The organism is Arthrobacter sp. NPDC057388, assembly GCF_042668165.1.
In the GTDB taxonomy this organism is placed as follows: Bacteria; Actinomycetota; Actinomycetes; order Actinomycetales; family Micrococcaceae; genus Arthrobacter.
This window is the reverse complement of sequence record NZ_JBHVBL010000027.1, coordinates 37,991-58,271: the sequence shown is the minus strand read 5'-3', so window position 1 is coordinate 58,271 and position 20,281 is coordinate 37,991. Positions and strand designations below refer to the sequence as shown.

Here is a 20,281-nt window from a genome sequence, read left to right as displayed (position 1 = left end):
GGCCCGCGGGGCTTCGAGTCCGCGGGCCGGCCGGCTGGGGTTTAGCAGAAGCCGGCGATGCCTGACCAGGCGGCGTCGGCTGCTTCGGCGTCATCGCGCAGGACTGTCGCTTCGATGAGGCCGTACGGACGGTCGGCCGCGTAGAAGACCTCGTTGGGGTTGTCGAGCCCGAACGGCGAGAGGTCCACGAGGAAGTGGTGCTTGTTCGGCATCGAGAACTTGATTTCCTCGATCTCGCTGTGGGCCTCCAGGACCTTGGCGCCCATGTCGAACAGGGTCTGCTGCAGGGCGTGGGAGTACTTCTCGGTGAAGCCCTCGAGCAGGAGGCTCTTGACGTCCTCGTAGCTCTTGTTGAAGTCCAGCGAGCTGAAATCCGTGCCGGACTTGAAACGCCAGCGGGCGGAGACGTCGGTGGCGAGGATGCGGTCGGTGGTCTCCTGCAGGGTGGTGTACTTGTCCTTCGGGTACCCGATGAAGCCGGACTGCGTGGACTTCAGGACGGTCAGGTCCTTGAGCCCGGAGATCAGGTGGGTGGCGTCCCCGTCGCGGACCAGGACGGCGGTACGGACTTCCTGGCCCTTGCGGACGAAGGAGTGGTCGTGTGCGCTGCCGTGCGCCTGGATGCGTTCCCAGGCGTAGGACTCGGCTTCCCAGCGGCCGCCGGTGACCCAGTCGAAGCCGGAGGTGAAGTGCTCGCCGAGGCGCAGCAGGAAAGCTTCGGGGGAGCCCACCCCTTCCCGGGCGAAGGCGTAGATGGTGTTCTTCTGGGTGTCGGTGGCCACGACGTGGGCGTTGTCGCCTTCGAGGTGGGCGGCTTCGAAATCACCGCGGAGCTGCGAGGTGACATTCAGGTCCTCGATCTCGTGCCGGTCGGTGTCGCGGGTGATCTTGACGACGCGGACTTCGGCCTTGCCGTACTGGTTGTGGCCGAGGACGATCTTGTTGCTCATGGTCTGTTCCCAACTTCCGGTATGTGGAACGGGGTCCCACATAGAAATTAAGCGCGTGTTCCACGCATTTCCTATGGCGTCGACCCAAACAAAAATGAGCCGACATCAGTTGATGCCAGCTCATTACGACCCTGCCTGCTGCTCCCAGGTTACGTGACCTGCGCCACGAATTGCCTACAAGCGTAGCGCAGCATGCCGGTGGTGTACATCACAAATTGAAAAAACGGATTGTGACCGGGGCGGCTCCGGCCTGTGGAGCCGAACGTCTTGACGCTGCCCGCGGCAGCTGCATAGGATTTCACATATCAAAAACAATTTTCCGCTTTATGAAATCTGGGAGCGGCAAAGGCAAGAAACGAGGAGGAACAGATGGACCCGAAGGATCAGAACAACGTCTCGGAATTCCCGGCACCCGGCCAGGAGCTGTACCTGCCGTTTGGCGCCACGGATCCTGACTTCTACATTCCGGCGGACTGTGACCGGCGCTCCGGCGGCCTGTCCCGGTGGCTCCGGGCGCTCCCGGTCTTCGGCCGGAGGTAGCCCAGATTCAGGACTCCTCCGGGCGGCCGGGCCACTCCTTGCCGGCCCAGGGGTCGTAGCTGGCGATCAGCTCCTCCTGGGGCGGCCGCTCCGGTTCCGGGACGTGCTGCAGGTTCACGCGCACCCGGTACCAGAGCGAGCTCGATCCGCGCATGCCGTCGACCAGCACGTCGGCCGGATGCAGCGCCGGCACAACGTCCGCGTGCCGGGACTTCCACTCCTCCAGGGCCGACAGTGCCTCAGGCTTGGTCCTCGTCCGCGCCACCTCGATGAGCGGCATCACGGACTGCCGGCGGCCGGTGCCGTTGACGCCACGCGGGGCCTTCTCCGCCGGGCCGAGCTCGGCGGCCAGCGAGAGCAGCCCGTCCAGTGAGCCAACGGCACCGTCAATGCCGGCGTGGGGGTCGCCAACGTGCGCAAAGCGCTCCAGCACCGCAGGCACCGTGAACTGTTCCGGCCGGGCTGAGCGGACCTCTTCCCAGGTGAGCGGTGTGGAAACCCTGGCATCGGGCAGCGGCCGCACGGAATAGGCCGATGCCACGGTGCGGTCCTTCGCATTCTGGTTGAAATCCACGAACACGCTCTCGCCGCGCTCCTCCTTCCACCAGCGCGCGGTGGCGAGGCCGGGGGCGCGGTTCTCGACCTCCCGTGCGAGGGCCTCGGCCGCGAGCCGCACGTCGCGGTAGGACCACTCCGGCGCGATGCGCACCAGGATGTGGAGCCCGCGCGAACCGCTCGTCTTGGGCCACCCCACCAGCCCCACGTCGTCGAGCACCTCCTGGGCCACATACGCGACGTCCACGATCTGGGACCAGTCGACCCCCGGCATCGGATCGAGGTCCACCCGCAGTTCATCCGGGTGGTCCAGGTCCTCGGCGCGCACGGGATGCGGGTTGAGGTCGAGGCAACCGAGATTCACCACCCATGCCAGGCCTGCGGCATCCCGGATCACCGCCTCCTCCGCCGACGTCCCCGACGCGTAGTGCAATGTGGTGGTGTCGATGAATTCGGGATGGTTGTCCGGCACGCGCTTCTGGAAGAACGGCTCTGAGTCGATGCCCTTCGGGAAGCGTTTGAGCACCATCGGCCGGCCGCCCGCCCCGCGCAGCGCACCGTCCGCAACCGCCAGGTAATAGCGCACCAGGTCCAGCTTGGTCAGCCCGGGCTCCGGGAACACCACCTTGTCCGGGCTGGAGATGCGGACCTCGTGGCCGGCAATGTCCAGGATCTCGGCCGGCGTCTTCGACGGAGTCATGCCGCCACGCTAGCAGTTGGCCGGCCCCGTTTCGATGGTTCCGTGCGCACTCGACGCTGCGAATCGTCGTCTGCGCAGGGAACCGTCGAAATGGCGGGAGCAGGGGGAGGGGTCAGCCGTTCACCAGCCGCCGCGCTGCCGCCGAATGCTCCGCGATCAGCCCGGCCACGTCCAGCCCCGGAATCTGCCCGTCGGCCACCCGCCATTCGCCGCCCACCATCACGCGGTCCGCGCGGTCGGCGGCGCACAGCAGCAGGGCAGCAAGAGGGTCGTGGCTGCCGGAGAACCGCAGGTCGTCCAGCCGGAACAGGGCCAGGTCCGCCTGCGTGCCGGGCGCCAGCTGCCCCAGGTCCGGCCGTCCCAGCACCGCTGCCGATCCCCGCGTGGCCCAGCCGAGCGCCCGCTCCACCGGAACGTGCGCACCGTAACGCAGCCGCTGCAGGTACAGTGCCTGCCGCGCCTCGAGAATCATGTTGGATGCATCGTTCGACGCCGATCCGTCCACTCCCAGCCCCACGGGCACTCCCGCGTCCTCCAGTTCGAGCACCCGGGCGGTGCCGGAGGCAAGGCGCATGTTCGACGTCGGGCAGTGGGCGACGGCGGTTCCGGCTGCCCCCAGCCGGGCAATTTCAGCGTCGCTGAAGTGGATGCCGTGGCCCAGCCATGTCCGGTCCGTCAGCCAGCCCACGCTGTCCAGGTAATCCACGGTGCGCAGCCCGAACGTCTCCAGGCAGAACTGCTCCTCGTCGAGGGTTTCAGCGAGATGGGTGTGCAGCCGGACGTCGTGCCGGTCCGCCAGTGCGGCGCTCTCGGCCATGATCTCCTTGGTGACGGAAAACGGCGAACACGGCGCCAGCGCAATCTGGATCACGGCACCGTCGCCGCGCTCGTGGTACTGCCGGATGAGCCGTTCACTGTCCGCCAGCACCGCCTCCGGCGCCTGCACCGTCGACTGCGGCGGCAGACCGCCGTCGTCCTCTCCCAGTGTCATGGAGCCGCGGGTGAGCGTTGCCCGCATGCCCAGGCGCCGGACGGCGCCGATTTCGACGTCGACCGCGTCCTCCATCCCGGCCGGGAAGAGGTAGTGGTGGTCCGCGGCGGTCGTGCAGCCGGAGAGCAGCAGTTCGGCGAGGGCCACGGTGGCTGCCAGTTCCAGATCCTGCGGGGTCAGCCGGGCCCAGACCGGGTAGAGGTTCTGCAGCCAGGGGAACAGGGGAGCGTTGGCCACCGGCCCCCACGCGCGGGTGAGGGTCTGGTAGAAGTGGTGGTGCGTGTTGATCAGGCCAGGCAGCAGCACATGCGCGGAGGCGTCAAAGGTTTGCCCGCAGGGTGAGGCGGGCTGCTGCCCGGCGCCCAGCACCTCCACGATTTTGCCTCCGCTCACCACCAGGCCGCCGGAGGCGTCGAGGCTGTTGGCGGTGAAGGCTGCCAGCGGGTTCCGGATCCAGAGCCGGGATTCAGTGCCCGGAAGGGTGAGCGTTGCTGAGGGGGCAGGGGACTGGGTCATGAGGGTCCTTGTCTGAGCGTGCTGATACTTTCCAGCTCAGTGGTCCTGTCTGCTGATCCAGGGGACGGGCTGCCCTGTAACGCGACGTCCGGGCAGCAGATCGGCACCAGCGTAGGGCGGCGGCGCGGGGCCCGTCAACGGCGACGGATTGCGACAGTACCAGCGCAGCAGTCATTTCACATTACGAAATTAAGTTTCCAGAAAACTATGGCGCGGACCACATCCGGGTGCTACTCTCGATGTTGCCAAAGGCGGGCACCCGGACTCCGGGAAGCTATCTACCAGGCGCAACTTAACCTTCAAAAGCACATGCTGAAGCCTGGTAACCGTCGCATCTGGTCCCTTCCGTCCGTCCGCGGGTACCGGCTTCCACAGCAAAGGGAGTCGCATCATGAGTACCACCGTCACGGCCGAGGCATTCCTGGCCAGGTCCATCCAGCTGGCAACCGCCAACGTCCTGAACAGCGGCGGCCCGTTCGGCGCCGTGATCGTCACCGCCGACGGTCAGACGTTCGACGGCGTCAACCGGGTCACGGCCGACAACGATCCCACAGCCCACGCCGAGGTCACGGCCATCCGCCGCGCGTGCAGCGGGCTTGGCACCTTCGACCTCCGCGGGGCCACCCTCTACAGCAGCTGCGAGCCGTGCCCCATGTGCCTCGCTTCCGCTCTTTGGGCCCGCATCGACCGCGTGGTCTTCGCCGCCGACCGGCACGACGCCGCCTCCGTTGGCTTCGACGACGCCGTCTTCTACGAGTACTTCGACAACAAGGACCGGAACAGCCTGATGCCGGTCTCCAAGCTCGAGCTGGGCCACCCTGAAGCCCCGGCCATCCTGGAACCGTTCAACACCTGGAACACGCTCGAATCCAGGATTGACTACTAGGGCCCGGTGGCTGACATGACAATCCTGGACAATTCCGCTGAAAAGCAGGCTGCGCTCGAGGGTGCAGGGCAGACAGCGGCACTCGAAATGCACCAGACAGCCGGCAAGGCGCACCGGGGCACCAGCCCCCAGCCCCCGTCGTCGAACTCGCTCCTGGACCGCTTCTTCCACATCACCCGGCGCGGTTCCACCGTGGCCCGCGAGGTGCGCGGCGGACTGGTCACCTTCTTCACGATGGCCTACATCGTGATCCTCAATCCGCTGATCCTCGGCGGGTTCAGCGCTGACAACGCCCCGACGGACGTCGCCGGCGGCTGGCTTTCCGCGGCACAGGTGGGTGCTGTCACCGGGCTGACAGCCGGCGTCATGACCATCGCGTTCGGCCTGATCGCCAACCTGCCGTTCGGCCTCGCGGCGGGGCTGGGCATCAACTCCTTCCTCGCCGTGGCGGTCATCCAGGAGGTCACCTGGGCCGAGGCCATGGGCCTGGTGGTCATCAACGGCATCCTGATCGTCCTTTTCGGTGTCACCGGCGCGCGGACAGCGATCTTCCGGGCCGTGCCCAAGGAGCTGAAGGCCGCCATCACGGTGGGCATCGGCCTGTTCATCGCCTTCATCGGCTTTGTTGATTCGGGCTTCGTCAAGGCCACCGCCGGCGGACCGCCCGTCCAGCTCGGCGACAACGGCTCCATTACCTCCGTGCCCACCATCGTGTTCATCGTCGGCCTGCTGACCATGGGCATCCTCGTGGCACGGAAGGTCCAGGGCGGCCTGCTCATCGGCATCGTCGCAACGACGGCGCTCGCCGCGGTTGTCGAGGCCATCCTGCACATCGGCCCCGCCAGCGAAAGCAACCCCGGCGGCTGGCACCTGAACACCCCGGTGCTGTCCGGCCACCTGGTCTCCGCACCGGATCTTGGCCTGGTGGGTCAGTTCGACCTGTTCGGCGCCTTCGGCCGGATCGGCGGCCTGGCCGCCACGATGCTGGTGTTCACGCTCGTGTTCACCAACTTCTTCGACGCCATGGGCACCATGACCGGGCTCGCGAAGAGCGCAGGCGTGGCGCACAAGGACGGCACGTTCCCGCGGCTCAAGTCCGCCTTCATCGTCGAAGGCGTCGGGGCGGTGGCAGGCGGCGCGACGTCGGGCTCCTCCAACACCGTGTACATCGACTCCGCTGCGGGGATCGGGGAGGGGGCCCGCACCGGGCTCGCCTCGGTGGTCACCGGCGCGCTGTTCCTGGGATCGATGTTCCTCACCCCGCTCACCAGCGTGGTGCCGCTCGAGGTGGCAGCCGCAGCCCTGGTGGTGGTGGGCGCGATGATGATGGCGCAGATCCGCGAGATCAAGTTCACCAAGTTCGCGGTGGCGCTGCCGGCCTTCCTGACCATCGTCACGATGCCGCTGAGCTACTCGATCGCCAACGGGATCGGCGTGGGCTTCGTGACGTGGGCCGTGATCGGCGCGGCCTCCGGCAAGGCCAAGAAGATCCACCCGCTGATGTGGGTGGTGACTGTGGGCTTCGTCATCTACTTCGCGCGGGGTCCGGTCGGGGCGCTGCTCGGGGCCTAGGAACCGGCCTAGGAACCGCCCTAGGACCCGGCAAGGATCCGGAAAACGCACCGCGACGCGCAAACGGCCGGCGGACACGGGAATCCGCAAATCCCCGGACCGTTTGCGTGTCGCCGGGCCGGACCGGCATCCGGATCCGCGCCAAACACTTTCCACTACCGAGATAAGGAACGACAATATGGGCACCATCGGACGGGACGAGGGAGTGCTGCCATGCTGGACCTGATGCCTTCGCTGGCCGGCTGGCGCCCGGCGGCCACCGGGGAACGGTGCGCCGTCGCCACCATCATCGCCGCCAGCGGCTCCGTGCCGCGACCGCCCGGCACCTCCATGCTGGTGTCCGAATCGGGCGAGATCCTCGGCAGCCTCTCCGGCGGCTGTGTGGAGGGGGCCGTGGTTGCCTCGGCGCTGGAAGTGATGGCCGACGGCGGCACGCGCCTTGAGGCGTTCGGGTACAGTCCCGAGGACGCATTCGCCGTCGGGCTCACCTGTGGCGGCGAGCTGGAGGTCCACATCCAGCCACTGGACGGCAGCGCCACCGGTCTCGCGGCACTCCGGACGCTTGCCGCCGGCGATCCCGAACGGCCCCTGGCCCTGATCCGGCGCATCGACGCTCCGGGGGAGGGGGCACTTGCGCAGCCGCCCTCCGCCGTCGTGATTCCGGACCCCGGAAGCTTCCGGGCAGCCGGATCAGCCGAGTTGGCGGCACTGCTGGGACTGGGCGCTGCGGAGCTGGGCGCCCCGGGGCTGGGCCTTGAAGCGAGGCGGGAAGCGGTCCTGGCAGCCGCGGCGCAGGTCGAACCGTTGCTGCACGGCGGCCGGACGGGTCTGGTCCGGCTGGCCCCCCTGCAGGGCTGCGGCGGTACCACCTCGCCGGAGCCGGTGACGCTGCTGGTGGAAAGCCGGCTGCCGCAGGCCCGGCTGCTGGTGTTCGGTGCCAACGACTTCGGCGCAGCGCTGGTGCCCGCCGCGAAGCTGCTCGGTTACCGCGTCACCCTCTGCGACGCCCGGCCGGCGTTCGCGGCGCAGGAGCGCTTCGCGGCCGCGGACGAGGTGGCCATTGACTGGCCGCACCGTTACCTGGCCGCCGAAGCAGCAGCCGGCCGGACCGATGCCCGCACGGTGATCTGCGTCCTGACCCACGACCCCAAATTTGACATTCCCCTGCTGCAGGAAGCCCTGGGACTCCACGTCGCGTTCGTCGGCGCCCTGGGCTCGCGCCGCAGCCACCGGCAGCGCATCGACGGGCTGCTCGAGGCGGGCGTTGCACCCGAGCGGCTGGCCCGGCTGCATTCGCCCATCGGCCTGGACCTCGGCGCCGTCACCCCGGCGGAGGTGGCGGTGTCCATCACCGCCGAGCTGATCGCGGCCCGCACCGGCTCCGCCGCCTGCACCCCGCTGCGGAACGGCACCGGACCCATCCATTCCCTTCCCGCCGCCGGCGCACCGGCAATTACGACAGAACAGGCATCCCAGGAGATCGCATGGACATGAACACCATCGAGGCGGTGGTCCGCACCACCGACCCCGCCGACTGGCGCGACGGCGACGCCTGGCTTGCGGGCGGCACCGTCCTCTTTTCCTACGGCAGCACCGCCTTCGGCCCGGAGCCGCTGCGGCGCCTGCTGGACCTCGGCTCGGCCGGCTGGCAGCCGGTCACGGTCACGGCGGACGGCATCGAGCTCGCCGCCACCTGCACGGTCGCAGAACTGTACGCGCTTCCGGAGCGGCTGGCCGCGGAGGATTCCGGGGCCGCCAACTGGCCCGGCCTGGACCTGATCCGGCCCTGCTGCGACTCCTTCGTGGCTTCCTTCAAGGTCTGGAACATGTCCACGGTCGGCGGCAACCTGTGCACGTCCCTGCCGGCCGGCCCCATGATCTCGCTGTGTGCCGGGCTGGACGGCACGGCCACTGTCCTCGGCCCGGGAGGCTCCCGCCGGGAGCTGCCGGTGGCCGAGCTCATCACCGGGGACGGGCAAAATGCCCTGGCACCCGGCGAGCTGCTCCGCAGTGTCAGCCTGCCGGCGTCGGCCCTGTCCTCCCGCGCGGCGTTCCGCCGCCTCTCGCTGAGCAACCTTGGCAGGTCGGGGGTGCTCCTGATCGGAAGGCTCGACGCCGGCGACCGGTTCACGCTCACCGTCACCGCCGCCACCAAACGGCCCGTGCAGCTCCGGTTCGATTCCCTGCCCGAGGTGCCGGAGCTGGCCGCAGAACTCGAGGCCACCATCCCGGAGAGCCTGTACCACGACGACATCCACGGGCTGCCCGCCTGGCGCCGCGACATGACGCACCGCCTCGCCCTGGAAATCCGGGCGGAACTCGGCATCCCGGCCGGAGAGCCCGCAACAGTTTCCGGCGACTTCTGGCCGCCGCAAAAGACACAGCAGACCAAGAGAGGGGCCTGAGCATGGCCATGGAAATCAATGGCGCGCCGGTCCAGGCGCAGCCGCGGCCCGGCCAGTGCCTGCGCACGTTCCTCCGGGAGCAGGGCACCTTCGGCGTGAAGAAGGGCTGCGACGGCGGCGACTGCGGCGCCTGCACCGTGCACGTTGACGGCACGCCGGTGCACAGCTGCATCTACCCGGCCGTCCGGGCTGAAGGCCACGCGGTCACGACGATCGAAGGCCTCGCAGCCGCCGGCGAGGGGGCGGACCTGCACCCCATGCAGCAGCAGTTCCTGGACCGGCAGGGCTTCCAGTGCGGCTTCTGCACCGCGGGCATGGTGATGACGGCAGCCACGTTCGACGACGCCCAGAAGGACAACCTGCCGCGCAACCTGAAGGGAAACCTGTGCCGCTGCACGGGGTACCGGGCCATCGCGGACGCCGTCTGCGGGCACGAGGGCCACCCCGCCCCGGAAGGCCCCGGCTCGGGAATCGCCGGCGAGGGGCAGCCGGCCCCGGAACCCGGCCGGCTGGGGGACGACGTTCCCGCCCCCGCCAGCCGCGCGGTGGTCACGGGACAGGCCCGCTACACACTGGACGTTCCGGCCGAGGCGCTGCCCGGCCTGCTGCACCTGAAGCTCGTGCGGTCACCGCACGCCCACGCCCGGGTGCTGTCCATCGACACAACGGCAGCACTGGCGGTGCCGGGCGTGGTGGCCGTGCTCACCGCGGAGGACGCACCGGGGCAGCTGTTCTCCAGCGCCCAGCACGAGCTTTACACTGACGATCCGGATGACACCCGGCTGCTGGACACCGTGGTGAGGTTCCGCGGCCAGCGGGTTGCCGCCGTCGTCGCCGAATCGGTGGGTGCCGCGGAAGCCGGCGTCCGCGCGGTCCGCGTTGACTACGAGGAACTGCCCGCGGTGTTCACCCCGCAGGACGCCATCCGGCCCGGCGCGCCCGCCCTGCACGGGGACAAGGACGCCGGCACAGTGCGGATCGCCCAGCCGGAGCGGAACATCGTGGCCGAACTGCACTCCGAACTCGGCAGCGTCCGTGACGGGTTCGCGGCCGCCGACTTCATCCACGAGCAGACCTACCGGACCCAGCGCGTCCAGCATGTCGCACTGGAAACGCATGCTGCCATCGCATCAGTGGACGACGACGGCCGGCTGCAGGTGCGCACGTCAAGCCAGGTTCCGTTCCTGGTCCGCCGCACGCTCTGCCGCGTGTTCGGGCTGCCGGAGGACCAGGTGCACGTGGTGGCCGGCCGGGTGGGCGGCGGCTTCGGCGGCAAACAGGAGGTCCTGGCCGAGGACATCGCCGCGCTCGCCGCCCTGAAACTGCGCCGGCCCGTGCAGCTCGAGTTCACCCGGACCGAACAGTTCACCGCCAGCACCACGCGGCACCCGTTCACCATCAAGCTCAGGGCCGGCGCCAGCAAGGACGGCAGGATCACGGCGCTGCAGCTGGACGTTGTGACCAACACCGGCGCCTACGGCAACCATGCCCCCGGCGTCATGTTCCACGGCTGCGGCGAATCCCTGGCCGTGTACAAGTGCGCCAACAAGAAGGTGGACGCGCTCGCCGTCTACACCAACACCGTCCCGTCCGGCGCGTTCCGCGGCTACGGGCTCAGCCAGATGATCTTCGCCATCGAATCGGCCATCGACGAACTGGCCGCGGGCATCGGCATGGACCCGCTGGAGTTCCGCCGCCGCAACATGGTCCGCGAAGGCGATGACATGCTCTCAACGCATTCGGAGCCGGAGGAGGACGTCCACTACGGCAGCTACGGGCTGGACCAGTGCACACGCCTGGTGCAGGACGCGCTGGAGCGCGGCCGCGAACGCTACCGCGCCGCCGGCCTCGACGACCTCGGCCCGGACTGGGTCACGGGCGAAGGCACGGCGCTGTCCATGATCGACACCGTCCCGCCGCGCGGCCACTTCGCCCATTCGAAACTCCGGCTCCTGGCCGACGGAACGTACGCCGCCGACGTCGGAACCGCCGAATTCGGCAACGGCACCACCACCGTGCACGCCCAGCTGGCGGCGACGGCGCTGTCCACCGTGGCGGCGCGGGTTGCCGTCCGGCAGTCCGACACGGACCTGATCGAGCACGACACCGGCGCGTTCGGCTCGGCCGGCACCGTGGTGGCCGGCAAGGCCACGCTCGCCGCCGCCGAGGAACTGGCCGTCCGGATCCGGGCCTTTGCCGCCGGCGTCCGCCAGATCCAGGCCTCGGGCTGCGTGCTCGACGGCGATGCCGTCATCTGCGAGGGAACGCGCGTCCCGCTTACCGAACTGTTCGACGCTGCCCGGCAGGCCGGCGTCGAACTCGAGGCCGAGGGCCGCTGGGGCGGCACGCCCCGCTCGGTGGCCTTCAATGTGCACGGCTTCCGGGTGGCCGTGAACACCGGGACGGGCGAGCTGCGGATCCTGCAGAGCGTGCAGGCGGCCGACGCCGGCGTGGTGGTGAACCCGCGGCAGTGCCGGGGCCAGATCGAGGGCGGGATCGCCCAGGCACTGGGTGCCGCGCTCTACGAGGAGGTCCGCGTGGACGACGCCGGGCGCGTCACCACGGACATCCTCCGGCAGTACCACATCCCGTCCTTTGCCGACGTGCCCCGCAGCGAGGTGTACTTCGCCGACACCAGCGATGCGCTGGGGCCGCTCGGTGCAAAGTCGATGAGCGAAAGCCCCTTCAATCCCGTGGCGCCGGCGCTGGCCAACGCCATCCGGAACGCCACCGGTGTGCGGTTCGCCGAGCTGCCGATCGCCCGGGACAAGATCTACCTGGGGCTGAAGGAGGCGGGCCTGGTTCGTTCTACCGTTCCCGCAGGCAGTGTTCCCGCGGACAGCGTTCCCGCAGGCAGTGTTCCCGCAGGTACAGGCAACGCGGAGTCACTTTGCGCCCAATAACCGCCCCGCGGAGGGCGCGATGTGACCCCGCGTTGGGTTCGCAACATATAGTCGGGGGATGGAACAGCGCATCTTAGGCAAGACCGGACGGAACGTTTCAGTCGTTGGACTGGGAACCTGGCAGCTCGGCGCGGACTGGGGCAACGTTGACCCGGCCCAGGCGCAGGACATCCTCGAGGCCTCGGCCCAGGCCGGCGTGACCTTCTTCGACACCGCCGACGTCTACGGGGACGGGCGCAGCGAGCAGGCCATCGGAGAGTTCCTCGCCAACAACCCGGGCACGGGCATCACGGTGGCCACCAAGATGGGCCGCCGGCTCGACCAGCGACCCGAAAACTACAACCTGGCAAACTTCCGCGAGTGGGTGGACCGGTCCCGCCGCAACCTGCGGACCGAATCCCTGGACCTGGTCCAGCTGCACTGCCCGCCCACCTCCGTATACAGCCGCAACGAGGTGTACGACGCCCTGGACACCCTCGTGGCCGAGGGGGCCATCCAGAACTACGGCGTCAGTGTGGAGCGCACCGACGAGGCCCTCGAGGCATTGCTCCACGGGGGCACGGCTTCAATCCAGATCATCCTGAACGCCTTCCGGCTCAAGCCGGTGGAGGAAGTGCTCCCTGCGGCAAAGTCCGCCGGGGTGGGCATCATTGCCCGGGTTCCGCTCGCCTCCGGCCTGCTGTCCGGGAAGTACACCAAGGAAACCGTCTTCGCCGCGGACGACCACCGCAACTACAACCGGGGCGGGGACGCCTTCGACGTCGGGGAGACCTTCTCCGGAGTGGACTTCGAGCTGGGGCTCAAGGCGGTGGCCGAGTTCGAACAGCTGGTGCCGGACGGGTCCGGAACCGCGCAGGCAGCCATCGCGTGGGTCGCGGCCCGGGACGGCGTCACGTCGGTCATTCCCGGCGCCCGTTCCGTGGAGCAGGCCCGGGCCAACGCCGCCGCGGCCGCAACCGTCCTCCCCCCGGAATTCGACGAGGGCGTGCGCTGGATCTACGACCACTACTTCCGCGAGGCGGTCCACCCGCGCTGGTAATGGGCCCGTCCTCCATCGACGACTTCATTTCCCGGCTCGCCGCCGTGGAAAGCACGCCGGGGTGCAACAACTTCTTCGATCACTCGGTTCCCGGCAACGCCCTGCGCCGGCACAACCTTGCGGCGTACCTGGGGGACATGCTGGACCGGGCGCCCAAGGTGCTGCTGGTGGGGGAGGCCCCCGGCTTTCGCGGCATGCGGCTCACCGGCGTTCCCTTCACCAACCGCACCATGTTCCAGGGTGCGGCCAATGCCTTTGGGCTGTTTGGTGCCGGTCACCGGTATGTGCTCCCGCCGGAGGCCGCCACTGTACCCGCCGAACCCACAGCCACCGTCATGTGGGAGGTCCTGGCCGAGCTCGACTTCCTGCCGGTGCTGTGGAGCGCCTGCCCGTGGCACACGCATGTGCCCGGGCAGCCGCTGTCCAACCGCACGCCCAAACCCGCCGAGGCCGAGCTGGGTACGCCGTTCTGGCAGGCCCTGACCAGGATCTTTCCCATCGAAACGGTGATTGCCGTAGGAAACGTTGCCCACGGCAGCCTTCGCCGCACTGGCCTGGACGCGCCGAAAATCAGGCATCCGGCCCACGGCGGGAGGGCCCGTTTCAAGCAGGGACTGCAGGAACTCCTGGCCGGCGGGATGGCGCAGTAGAAAGAGCTATCCCAGCAGATACAACTGGTCCGGGGTGTCGAGGTCTTCGCCGCCGGACTGGCCTGAACCGGTTGGCATGGTGCAGTCCACCAGATCCACCAGCTCGGGGTGGGCCTGCAGAAAAAGCCGGGCACCGGCGTCGCCGCCCGCCGCCGCCGCAGCCTCCGCCCGCAGCGTTGCATCGAGCAGCAGCGGGTGGCCGCGCCGGAGCTTCCCGGAAGCATCCCCGTAGGCCGCCGCCGTGATCCGGCCCGGCCGGTGCGCCCGCAGCAGCCGGGCGACAGTTTCCGCCGTCAGTCCCGGCTGGTCCACCAGCGCCACCAGCACATGGTCTTCCTCGCGGACACTGTCCAGACCCAGCCGGAACGAACTGCCCATGCCGCCGGCCCACGCCGGGTTCTCCACCACGTTGTGCCGGGCCAGGTCCGTTTGCGCACGGACATCCGCGGCGCCCGCGCCCAGCACCACCACAACCTCCCGGCAGCCGCCGTCGAGCAGGACATCCGCCAGGATTTCCACGAGGGTACGGCCGCGGAACGGCAGCAGGGCTTTCGGTCCGCGGCCCAGGCGGGTGCCCGCGCCGGCCGCCAGCAACACGGCGGTGGTCAAAGCGGGAGAGGGGGCCATGCGATCACCCTAGGGCATGCCGTTTCGGGGCATCCAGTCACGGTCCGTTTTCGGTGCGGCGAAATGCTACCCGCTGGTAGGGGTGGTCTGTCCAGTGAATGACGGCTAACGTCGGATATGTCGTGTTGGCAATTGGGGGTCGTAATGGCAGCTGCAAGGGTGCAGCTGGCGGAAGGAGCGTATATGGCAGGCAAATTCGTAATCGAGACAGCGGGCGCAGGACAGTACCGGTTCAGGCTGACGGCCGACGACGGAACGGTGGTTGCAGTCTCGCCCAGTTTCGCCAACATCAAGGCAGTCACGGCAGGGATCACGGCAGTCCGGGAGAGCGCAGCCACCGGCTTCGTCGTTGACGGGCGCCCATCCCTGCGGTAACCCAAAACAACGCCCGACGGCGGCCCCCACCATTTGGTGCGGGCCGCCGTCGTTCGTTTTAGGCTGGGGCCACGCCCGCAGGGTTCCCTGGCCGAGCTTGCGAGGCGAGGGTGCGGGTGGGGATTATCTGTACAAAAACTCGGGATGCGAAAAGTCAGGCGTCGCCGCCGGCTCCTCCCGTTGTTCCGGCCGTGACGTCCAGGAGCTTGTAGCGGTCCATGGCGTACGACGGCGCGCCCTCCTGTACCTCGCCCCTCGCCGCGAGCAGCTGGAGGGTTTTCACGACGATGGAGTGGGTGTCGTTTTTGAAGTAGCGGCGGGCGGCGGCTCGGGTGTCGGAGAAGCCGAAGCCGTCGGCGCCGAGGGTGGCGAAGTCGTTCGGGATGAACTGGCGGATCTGGTCCGGGACGGCCTTCATGTAGTCCGAGACGGCGACGACGGGGCCCTGGGCTCCGGCGAGCTGGCGGGTGACGAAGGGTTCGCGGGCGTCCTTGCCGGGGTTGAGGAAGGCTTCCTCTTCGGCGGCGAGGCCGTCGCGGCGCAGTTCGTTCCAGGAGGTGACGGACCAGACGTCGGCGGAGACGCCCCAGTCTTCGGCGAGGATCCTTTGGGCTTCGAGGGCCCAGGGGACGGAGACGCCGGAGGCGAGGATCTGGCTCTTGGGGCCTTCTGCGGGGGAGTCCGCGAGCTTGTAGATGCCCTTGATGACGCCTTCGACGTCGAGGTTCTCCGGTTCGGCGGGCTGGACGATGGGTTCGTTGTAGACCGTGAGGTAGTACATCAGGTTACGGTCTGCGTTGTCTCCGTCGGAGGCTTCCCCGTACATCCGTTCCAGGCCGTCGCGGACGATGTGGCCCATTTCGTAGCCGTAGGCGGGGTCGTAGGTGACCACGGCGGGGTTGGTGGAGGCCAGCAGGGGGGAGTGTCCGTCGGCGTGCTGGAGGCCTTCGCCGGTGAGGGTGGTCCGTCCTGCGGTGGCGCCGATGATGAAGCCGCGGGTCATCTGGTCGGCGGCGGCCCAGAAGGCGTCGCCGGTGCGCTGGAAGCCGAACATGGAGTAGAACACGTAGACCGGGACCAGGGGCACGCCGTGGGTGGCGTAGGCGGTGCCGGCGGCGGTGAAGGCTGCCACGGCGCCGGCTTCGTTGATGCCGGGGTGGATCAGCTGGCCCTGCGCGGATTCCTTGTAGGCCAGGACCAGGTCGCGGTCCACGGACAGGTAGTTCTGGCCGCCCGGGTTGTAGATCTTGGCCGTCGGGAAGAACGCATCCATCCCAAAAGTGCGCGATTCGTCCGGCACGATGGGGACAATCCGGTGCCCGAACTTCTTGTCACGGAGCAGGTCCTTGAGCAGCCGGACGAAGGCCATGGTGGTGGCGGCCTGCTGCTTGCCGGAACCTCTCTTCGCGACCTCGAACGTCTTGGGGTCGGGCTGCTCCACTGTCCCGTATCCGGACCGGCGTTCGGGCACGGAACCGCCGAGGGCCGCACGGCGCTCAAGCAGGTACTTGATTTCCGGCGCGTCCGTGCCGGGGTGGTAGTACGGAGGACGGTACGGGTCCTTCTCCAGCTGCTCATCCGTGACCGGGATCCGCAGGTGATCGCGGAACTTCTTCAGGTCGTCGAGGGTGAGTTTCTTCATCTGGTGGGTGGCGTTGCGGCCTTCGAAGTGCGGGCCCAGGCCGTAGCCCTTGACCGTTTTGGCCAGGATCACGGTGGGCTTGCCCTTGAATTCGGTCGCTGCCTTGTACGCGGCGTAGACCTTGCGGTAATCGTGGCCGCCGCGCTTGAGGTTCCAGATCTCGTCGTCGGACAGGTCCGCGACGAGGTCCTTGGTCTGCGGGGTCTTCCCGAAGAAGTGTTCGCGGACGAACCCGCCGGACTCGGCCTTGTAGGTCTGGTAGTCCCCGTCGGGGGTTTCGTTCATGATCTTCACCAGGGACCCGTCGGTGTCGCGGGTGAGCAGGTCGTCCCATTCCCGGCCCCAGACGACCTTGATCACGTTCCAGCCCGCGCCGCGGAAGAACGCTTCGAGTTCCTGCATGATCTTGCCGTTGCCGCGCACCGGCCCGTCCAGGCGCTGGAGGTTGCAGTTGATCACGAAGTTCAGGTTGTCCAGGTTCTCGTTCGCGGCCAGCTGGAGCAGGCCGCGGGATTCGGGCTCGTCCATTTCGCCGTCGCCCAGGAACGCCCAGACCTGCTGGTCGGAGGTGTCCTTCAGGCCCCGGTTGTGCAGGTAGCGGTTGTTCTGGGCCTGGTAGATCGCGTTCATCGGGCCGATGCCCATCGACACGGTCGGGAACTCCCAGAAGCCCGGCATCAGGCGCGGGTGCGGGTAGGAGGAAAGGGCGTGGCCTTCCTTGGACTTTTCCTGCCGGAACCCGTCCAGGTCCTCCTCCGAAAGGCGGCCTTCCATGAACGCCCGGGCGTACATGCCCGGGGACGCGTGGCCCTGGAAGAACACCTGGTCCCCGCCGCCGGGGTGGTCCTTGCCGCGGAAGAAGTGGTTGAACCCGACCTCGTACAGGGTCGCAGCTCCGGCGTAGGTGGAGATGTGCCCGCCGACCCCGATCTCGGGCCGCTGCGCCCGGTGCACCATCACCGCCGCGTTCCAGCGCATGTACGCCCGGTACCGGCGCTCGAATTCCTCGTTGCCCGGGAACTGCGCTTCCTGGTCCACCGGGATCGTGTTCACATAATCCGTGGTGGTCACCATCGGAACCCCGACGCTCTGCGCGCCGGCACGCTGCAGGAGACTGCGCATGATGTATTGGGCACGCTCCGTGCCCTGTTCCCTGATCAACGCATCCAGGGACTCAACCCACTCGGCGGTCTCTTCCGGATCACGATCAGGCAGCTGGTTAGTCAACCCGCTGAGGATATGGGAGGTATCTTCTCCTGCAGCCACGGCAGCCTCGTTTCATCTTTGAATGTTGGGCTTATGTTTTCGTATTGTGAGAAAACATTCTTGCCATTCGAGATTATCTGCCGCGGCTGACCACGGTCAAACGTAAAGGGTGGTCCAGGCAGCAGGCACCCCCGCAATCTCCCGTCCCTGCCGTTTGTGACAGCGGTCGGGAGGTGAACCACCTTGACCCGGGGTGATCTAGGTCATACGCTTGTTTCACTATTCAACAAGTTTATTTCGCTATGTGGAATAACAGCAGGATTTGTCCGGCGACCGATCAAGGGGTCGTCCGACCGAAGGCTCACCACCGCGAAATCCCAGAAACTGGAGATCCAGATGCAAACGACTCCACCAGTCGGCGTCGAACCGGCTCCCGCTCCGACAGCGCCGTCGGGGCAGCACGTTCACCAGGCCGAGGCCACGGACGCCCTGTGCCGTGAAGCCAGCAAAGCCGTCGGCCAGGACATCAGCCCGGCCCTCTACAACGCAGACCTCGCACCCACCAAGCGGCAAGGGCGCCGCTGGACCGGGTACAGCATTTTTACCCTGTGGGCGAATGACGTGCACAGCCTCGGGAACTATGCGTTCGCCGTCGGACTCTTTTCCCTTGGCCTCGGGGGCTGGCAGATCCTGACTGCCCTCGGCGTCGGCGCCGTCCTCCTTTTCATCCTCCTCAGCTTCTCCGGCTTTATGGGCCAGAAAACAGGCGTTCCGTTTCCCGTCATGAGCCGGATCAGTTTCGGCATCCGCGGAGCCCAGCTCGCAAGCCTGATCCGCGGCGCGGTGGCGGTGGCATGGTTCGGAATCCAGACGTTCCTGGCCTCGGTGGTGCTCCGGGTCATGCTTGTGGCCATGGTTCCATCGCTCCGCGACCTGGATACGAACTCCATCCTGGGGCTGTCCACGTTGGGCTGGATTTCCTTCGTGGCGCTATGGATCGTGCAGCTGGTGATCGTCAGCTTCGGCATGGAGATGATCCGCAAGTACGAGGCATTTGCCGGTCCGGTCATCCTGATAACGATGGTCCTGCTTGCCATCTGGGTCTTCACCGAGGCGCAGGGCTCCATCCAGTGGACCGGCATCCGAGGCCTCGAGGGCGGCGAGATGTGGCGGACCATCTTCGCGGGCGGTGCTCTGTGGGTGTCCATCTACGGAACGTTTGTCCTGAACTTCTGCGACTTCACCCGCTCCGCCGTGTCCAAGAAGTCGATCGTCCGCGGCAACTTCTGGGGCATCCCCATCAACATGCTCCTGTTCGGCGCCATCGTGGTGGTTCTCGCCGCAGGGCAGTACAAGATCAACGGCACCATCATCGAAACCCCCTCGGACATTGTCGAGAGCATTCCCAACACCCTGTTCCTGGTCCTGGCCTGCCTCGCGATCCTCATCCTGACCATCGCTGTGAACCTCATGGCCAACTTCGTTGCCCCGGTGTATGCCCTCACCAACCTGTTCCCCAAGCGGCTCAACTTCCGCCGCGCGGCATGGGTGAGCGGCACCATCGGCCTGGTCATCCTGCCGTGGAACCTGTACAACAACCCGCTCGTGATCGTGTACTTCCTGGGTGGCCTCGGCGCCCTGCTTGGCCCGCTGTTCGGCGTCGTGATGGCCGACTACTGGCTGCTCCGCCGCGGAAAAATCAATGTCCCCGAGCTGTACACGGAAAACCCGGGCGGTGCCTACTTTTACAAGAAGGGCGTCAACCCGCGGGCCGTCATCGCGCTAATTCCTGCCGCTGTCCTGGCCATCCTCGTCGCGTTCCTTCCTGTCTTTGAGCCCGCGGCGCCGTTTGCCTGGTTCTTTGGTGCCGGCGTCGGGGCGCTCAGCTACTACCTCATAGCCGACCGCAGGCAGCGCTTCGAGGACGTCGACGGCGAGCCCATCGCCGTCGCCAGCACCCACTAGGAGGACATCCAATGCGCATACTCGTCGCGAACGTCAACACCACCCAGTCCATGACCGACTCCATCGCCGCCCAGGCGCGCAGCATCGCGGCGCCCGGCACCGAAATCGTGGGGATCACGCCGCGCTTCGGCGCCGACTCCTGCGAAGGCAACTTTGAGAGCTACCTGGCAGCGATCGCCGTGATGGACCGGGTGGCCAACTATCCGGAGCCGTTCGACGCCGTCATCCAGGCGGGCTATGGCGAGCACGGCCGGGAGGGGCTGCAGGAGCTGCTGGACGTGCCCGTCGTCGACATCACCGAGGCGGCGGCCAGCACTGCCATGTTCCTGGGCCACAAATATTCCGTGGTCACCACCCTGGACCGTGCCGTACCGCTGATCGAGGACCGGCTCAAGCTCGCCGGCCTCGACGCCCGCTGCGCCTCTGTGCGGGCGAGCGGGATGGCGGTGCTGGAGCTGGAGGAGGAGCCGGAGCGGGCGGTGGAGGCGATCATCAGCCAGGCCCTGCTTGCCGTCCGCGAGGACAAGGCAGAGGTCATTGTCCTGGGCTGCGGGGGCATGGCGGGCCTGGATGAACAGATCCGCCAGCGCGCCGGAGTGCCCGTGGTGGATGGCGTCGCGTCCGCCGTGACCATTGCCGAATCCCTTGTGCGGATGCGGCTTTCCACGTCCAAGGTCCGGACGTACGCCACGCCGCGGCCCAAGACTGTCGTAGGCTGGCCGCTGGCGGCGGACGGCGTCCCTGCCACCGCTTGAGATT

At 67.8% G+C, this 20,281-nt stretch carries 16 protein-coding genes; 11 read left to right on the top strand and 5 right to left on the bottom strand.

Going from position 1 to position 20,281, the window contains the following annotated elements:
• Positions 1–41: 41 nt before the first annotated feature.
• The gene (gene pucL / locus ACFUTU_RS13900) at positions 42–950 is read right to left on the bottom strand and encodes a factor-independent urate hydroxylase (RefSeq protein WP_377965191.1); all 909 of its coding nucleotides are present in this window, start codon (positions 948–950) and stop codon (positions 42–44) included.
• 369 nt (positions 951–1,319) lie between these two features.
• On the opposite strand from pucL, the gene ACFUTU_RS13895 reads away from it, so the two are divergent.
• Entirely contained in the window at positions 1,320–1,490 is a 171-nt protein-coding gene (locus ACFUTU_RS13895) for a hypothetical protein (RefSeq protein WP_377965189.1), read from the top strand.
• A 7-nt stretch (positions 1,491–1,497) separates the two neighbouring features.
• On the opposite strand, the gene ligD is transcribed toward ACFUTU_RS13895, so the two are convergent.
• Together ligD and ACFUTU_RS13885 are read right to left on the bottom strand one after the other, a co-directional pair.
• On the bottom strand, positions 1,498–2,745 hold the full coding sequence (gene ligD / locus ACFUTU_RS13890; protein ID WP_377965187.1) for a non-homologous end-joining DNA ligase: 1,248 nt from the start codon (positions 2,743–2,745) through the stop codon (positions 1,498–1,500).
• A gap of 112 nt (positions 2,746–2,857) precedes the next feature.
• The gene (locus tag ACFUTU_RS13885) at positions 2,858–4,252 is read right to left on the bottom strand and encodes an 8-oxoguanine deaminase (RefSeq protein ID WP_377965185.1); all 1,395 of its coding nucleotides are present in this window, start codon (positions 4,250–4,252) and stop codon (positions 2,858–2,860) included.
• 391 nt (positions 4,253–4,643) lie between these two features.
• Here ACFUTU_RS13885 and ACFUTU_RS13880 point away from each other — a divergent pair, with 391 nt between their 5' ends.
• From ACFUTU_RS13880 to ACFUTU_RS13850, 7 genes are all read left to right on the top strand, one after another.
• Entirely contained in the window at positions 4,644–5,138 is a 495-nt protein-coding gene (locus tag ACFUTU_RS13880) for a nucleoside deaminase (protein ID WP_377965183.1), read from the top strand.
• A gap of 6 nt (positions 5,139–5,144) precedes the next feature.
• Positions 5,145–6,710 (top strand): NCS2 family permease, encoded by a 1,566-nt coding sequence (locus ACFUTU_RS13875; protein WP_377965181.1) that lies wholly within the window; start codon positions 5,145–5,147, stop codon positions 6,708–6,710.
• A 213-nt stretch (positions 6,711–6,923) separates the two neighbouring features.
• Positions 6,924–8,204: an XdhC family protein gene (locus tag ACFUTU_RS13870; RefSeq protein WP_377965179.1), complete on the top strand. Its 1,281-nt coding sequence runs from the start codon at positions 6,924–6,926 to the stop codon at positions 8,202–8,204.
• Positions 8,195–9,115: an FAD binding domain-containing protein gene (locus ACFUTU_RS13865; RefSeq protein ID WP_377965177.1), complete on the top strand. Its 921-nt coding sequence runs from the start codon at positions 8,195–8,197 to the stop codon at positions 9,113–9,115. The genes ACFUTU_RS13870 and ACFUTU_RS13865 overlap by 10 nt, the downstream gene beginning before the upstream one ends.
• Before the next feature lie 2 nt (positions 9,116–9,117).
• Positions 9,118–12,018, top strand: a complete 2,901-nt coding sequence (locus ACFUTU_RS13860; RefSeq protein WP_377965175.1) for a molybdopterin-dependent oxidoreductase — start codon at positions 9,118–9,120, stop codon at positions 12,016–12,018.
• A gap of 58 nt (positions 12,019–12,076) precedes the next feature.
• Entirely contained in the window at positions 12,077–13,057 is a 981-nt protein-coding gene (locus ACFUTU_RS13855) for an aldo/keto reductase (protein ID WP_377965173.1), read from the top strand.
• Complete coding sequence (locus tag ACFUTU_RS13850) at positions 13,057–13,707, top strand: uracil-DNA glycosylase (RefSeq protein WP_377965171.1); 651 nt, start codon at positions 13,057–13,059, stop codon at positions 13,705–13,707. Before ACFUTU_RS13855 ends, ACFUTU_RS13850 begins: the two co-directional genes overlap by 1 nt.
• A gap of 6 nt (positions 13,708–13,713) precedes the next feature.
• Here the strand turns inward: ACFUTU_RS13850 and nboR are convergent, their stop codons facing one another.
• Positions 13,714–14,334, bottom strand: a complete 621-nt coding sequence (nboR, locus tag ACFUTU_RS13845; protein WP_377965169.1) for a nicotine blue oxidoreductase — start codon at positions 14,332–14,334, stop codon at positions 13,714–13,716.
• A gap of 183 nt (positions 14,335–14,517) precedes the next feature.
• Between nboR and ACFUTU_RS13840 the strand changes: the two genes are divergently transcribed.
• Entirely contained in the window at positions 14,518–14,709 is a 192-nt protein-coding gene (locus ACFUTU_RS13840) for a YegP family protein (RefSeq protein WP_377965167.1), read from the top strand.
• Between the two features lie 154 nt (positions 14,710–14,863).
• Here ACFUTU_RS13840 and aceE read toward each other — a convergent pair whose 3' ends face one another.
• Complete coding sequence (gene aceE / locus ACFUTU_RS13835; RefSeq protein ID WP_377965165.1) at positions 14,864–17,617, bottom strand: pyruvate dehydrogenase (acetyl-transferring), homodimeric type; 2,754 nt, start codon at positions 17,615–17,617, stop codon at positions 14,864–14,866.
• A 336-nt stretch (positions 17,618–17,953) separates the two neighbouring features.
• Here aceE and ACFUTU_RS13830 point away from each other — a divergent pair, with 336 nt between their 5' ends.
• Positions 17,954–19,522, top strand: a complete 1,569-nt coding sequence (locus ACFUTU_RS13830) for an NCS1 family nucleobase:cation symporter-1 (protein ID WP_377965163.1) — start codon at positions 17,954–17,956, stop codon at positions 19,520–19,522.
• Positions 19,523–19,533: 11 nt separating this feature from the next.
• Complete coding sequence (locus ACFUTU_RS13825) at positions 19,534–20,277, top strand: aspartate/glutamate racemase family protein (RefSeq protein ID WP_377965161.1); 744 nt, start codon at positions 19,534–19,536, stop codon at positions 20,275–20,277.
• Positions 20,278–20,281 lie beyond the last annotated feature (4 nt).

Bases quoted from the DNA above. Each gene is read 5' to 3' on its own strand.
- pucL (WP_377965191.1), bottom strand. From the start codon at position 950: ATGAGCAACAAGATCGTCCTCGGCCACAACCAGTACGGCAAGGCCGAA.
- ACFUTU_RS13895 (WP_377965189.1), top strand. From the start codon at position 1,320: ATGGACCCGAAGGATCAGAACAACGTCTCGGAATTCCCGGCACCCGGC.
- ligD (WP_377965187.1), bottom strand. From the start codon at position 2,745: ATGACTCCGTCGAAGACGCCGGCCGAGATCCTGGACATTGCCGGCCAC.
- ACFUTU_RS13885 (WP_377965185.1), bottom strand. From the start codon at position 4,252: ATGACCCAGTCCCCTGCCCCCTCAGCAACGCTCACCCTTCCGGGCACT.
- ACFUTU_RS13880 (WP_377965183.1), top strand. From the start codon at position 4,644: ATGAGTACCACCGTCACGGCCGAGGCATTCCTGGCCAGGTCCATCCAG.
- ACFUTU_RS13870 (WP_377965179.1), top strand. From the start codon at position 6,924: ATGCTGGACCTGATGCCTTCGCTGGCCGGCTGGCGCCCGGCGGCCACC.
- ACFUTU_RS13865 (WP_377965177.1), top strand. From the start codon at position 8,195: ATGGACATGAACACCATCGAGGCGGTGGTCCGCACCACCGACCCCGCC.
- ACFUTU_RS13860 (WP_377965175.1), top strand. From the start codon at position 9,118: ATGGCCATGGAAATCAATGGCGCGCCGGTCCAGGCGCAGCCGCGGCCC.
- ACFUTU_RS13855 (WP_377965173.1), top strand. From the start codon at position 12,077: ATGGAACAGCGCATCTTAGGCAAGACCGGACGGAACGTTTCAGTCGTT.
- ACFUTU_RS13850 (WP_377965171.1), top strand. From the start codon at position 13,057: ATGGGCCCGTCCTCCATCGACGACTTCATTTCCCGGCTCGCCGCCGTG.
- nboR (WP_377965169.1), bottom strand. From the start codon at position 14,334: ATGGCCCCCTCTCCCGCTTTGACCACCGCCGTGTTGCTGGCGGCCGGC.
- ACFUTU_RS13840 (WP_377965167.1), top strand. From the start codon at position 14,518: ATGGCAGGCAAATTCGTAATCGAGACAGCGGGCGCAGGACAGTACCGG.
- ACFUTU_RS13830 (WP_377965163.1), top strand. From the start codon at position 17,954: ATGCAAACGACTCCACCAGTCGGCGTCGAACCGGCTCCCGCTCCGACA.
- ACFUTU_RS13825 (WP_377965161.1), top strand. From the start codon at position 19,534: ATGCGCATACTCGTCGCGAACGTCAACACCACCCAGTCCATGACCGAC.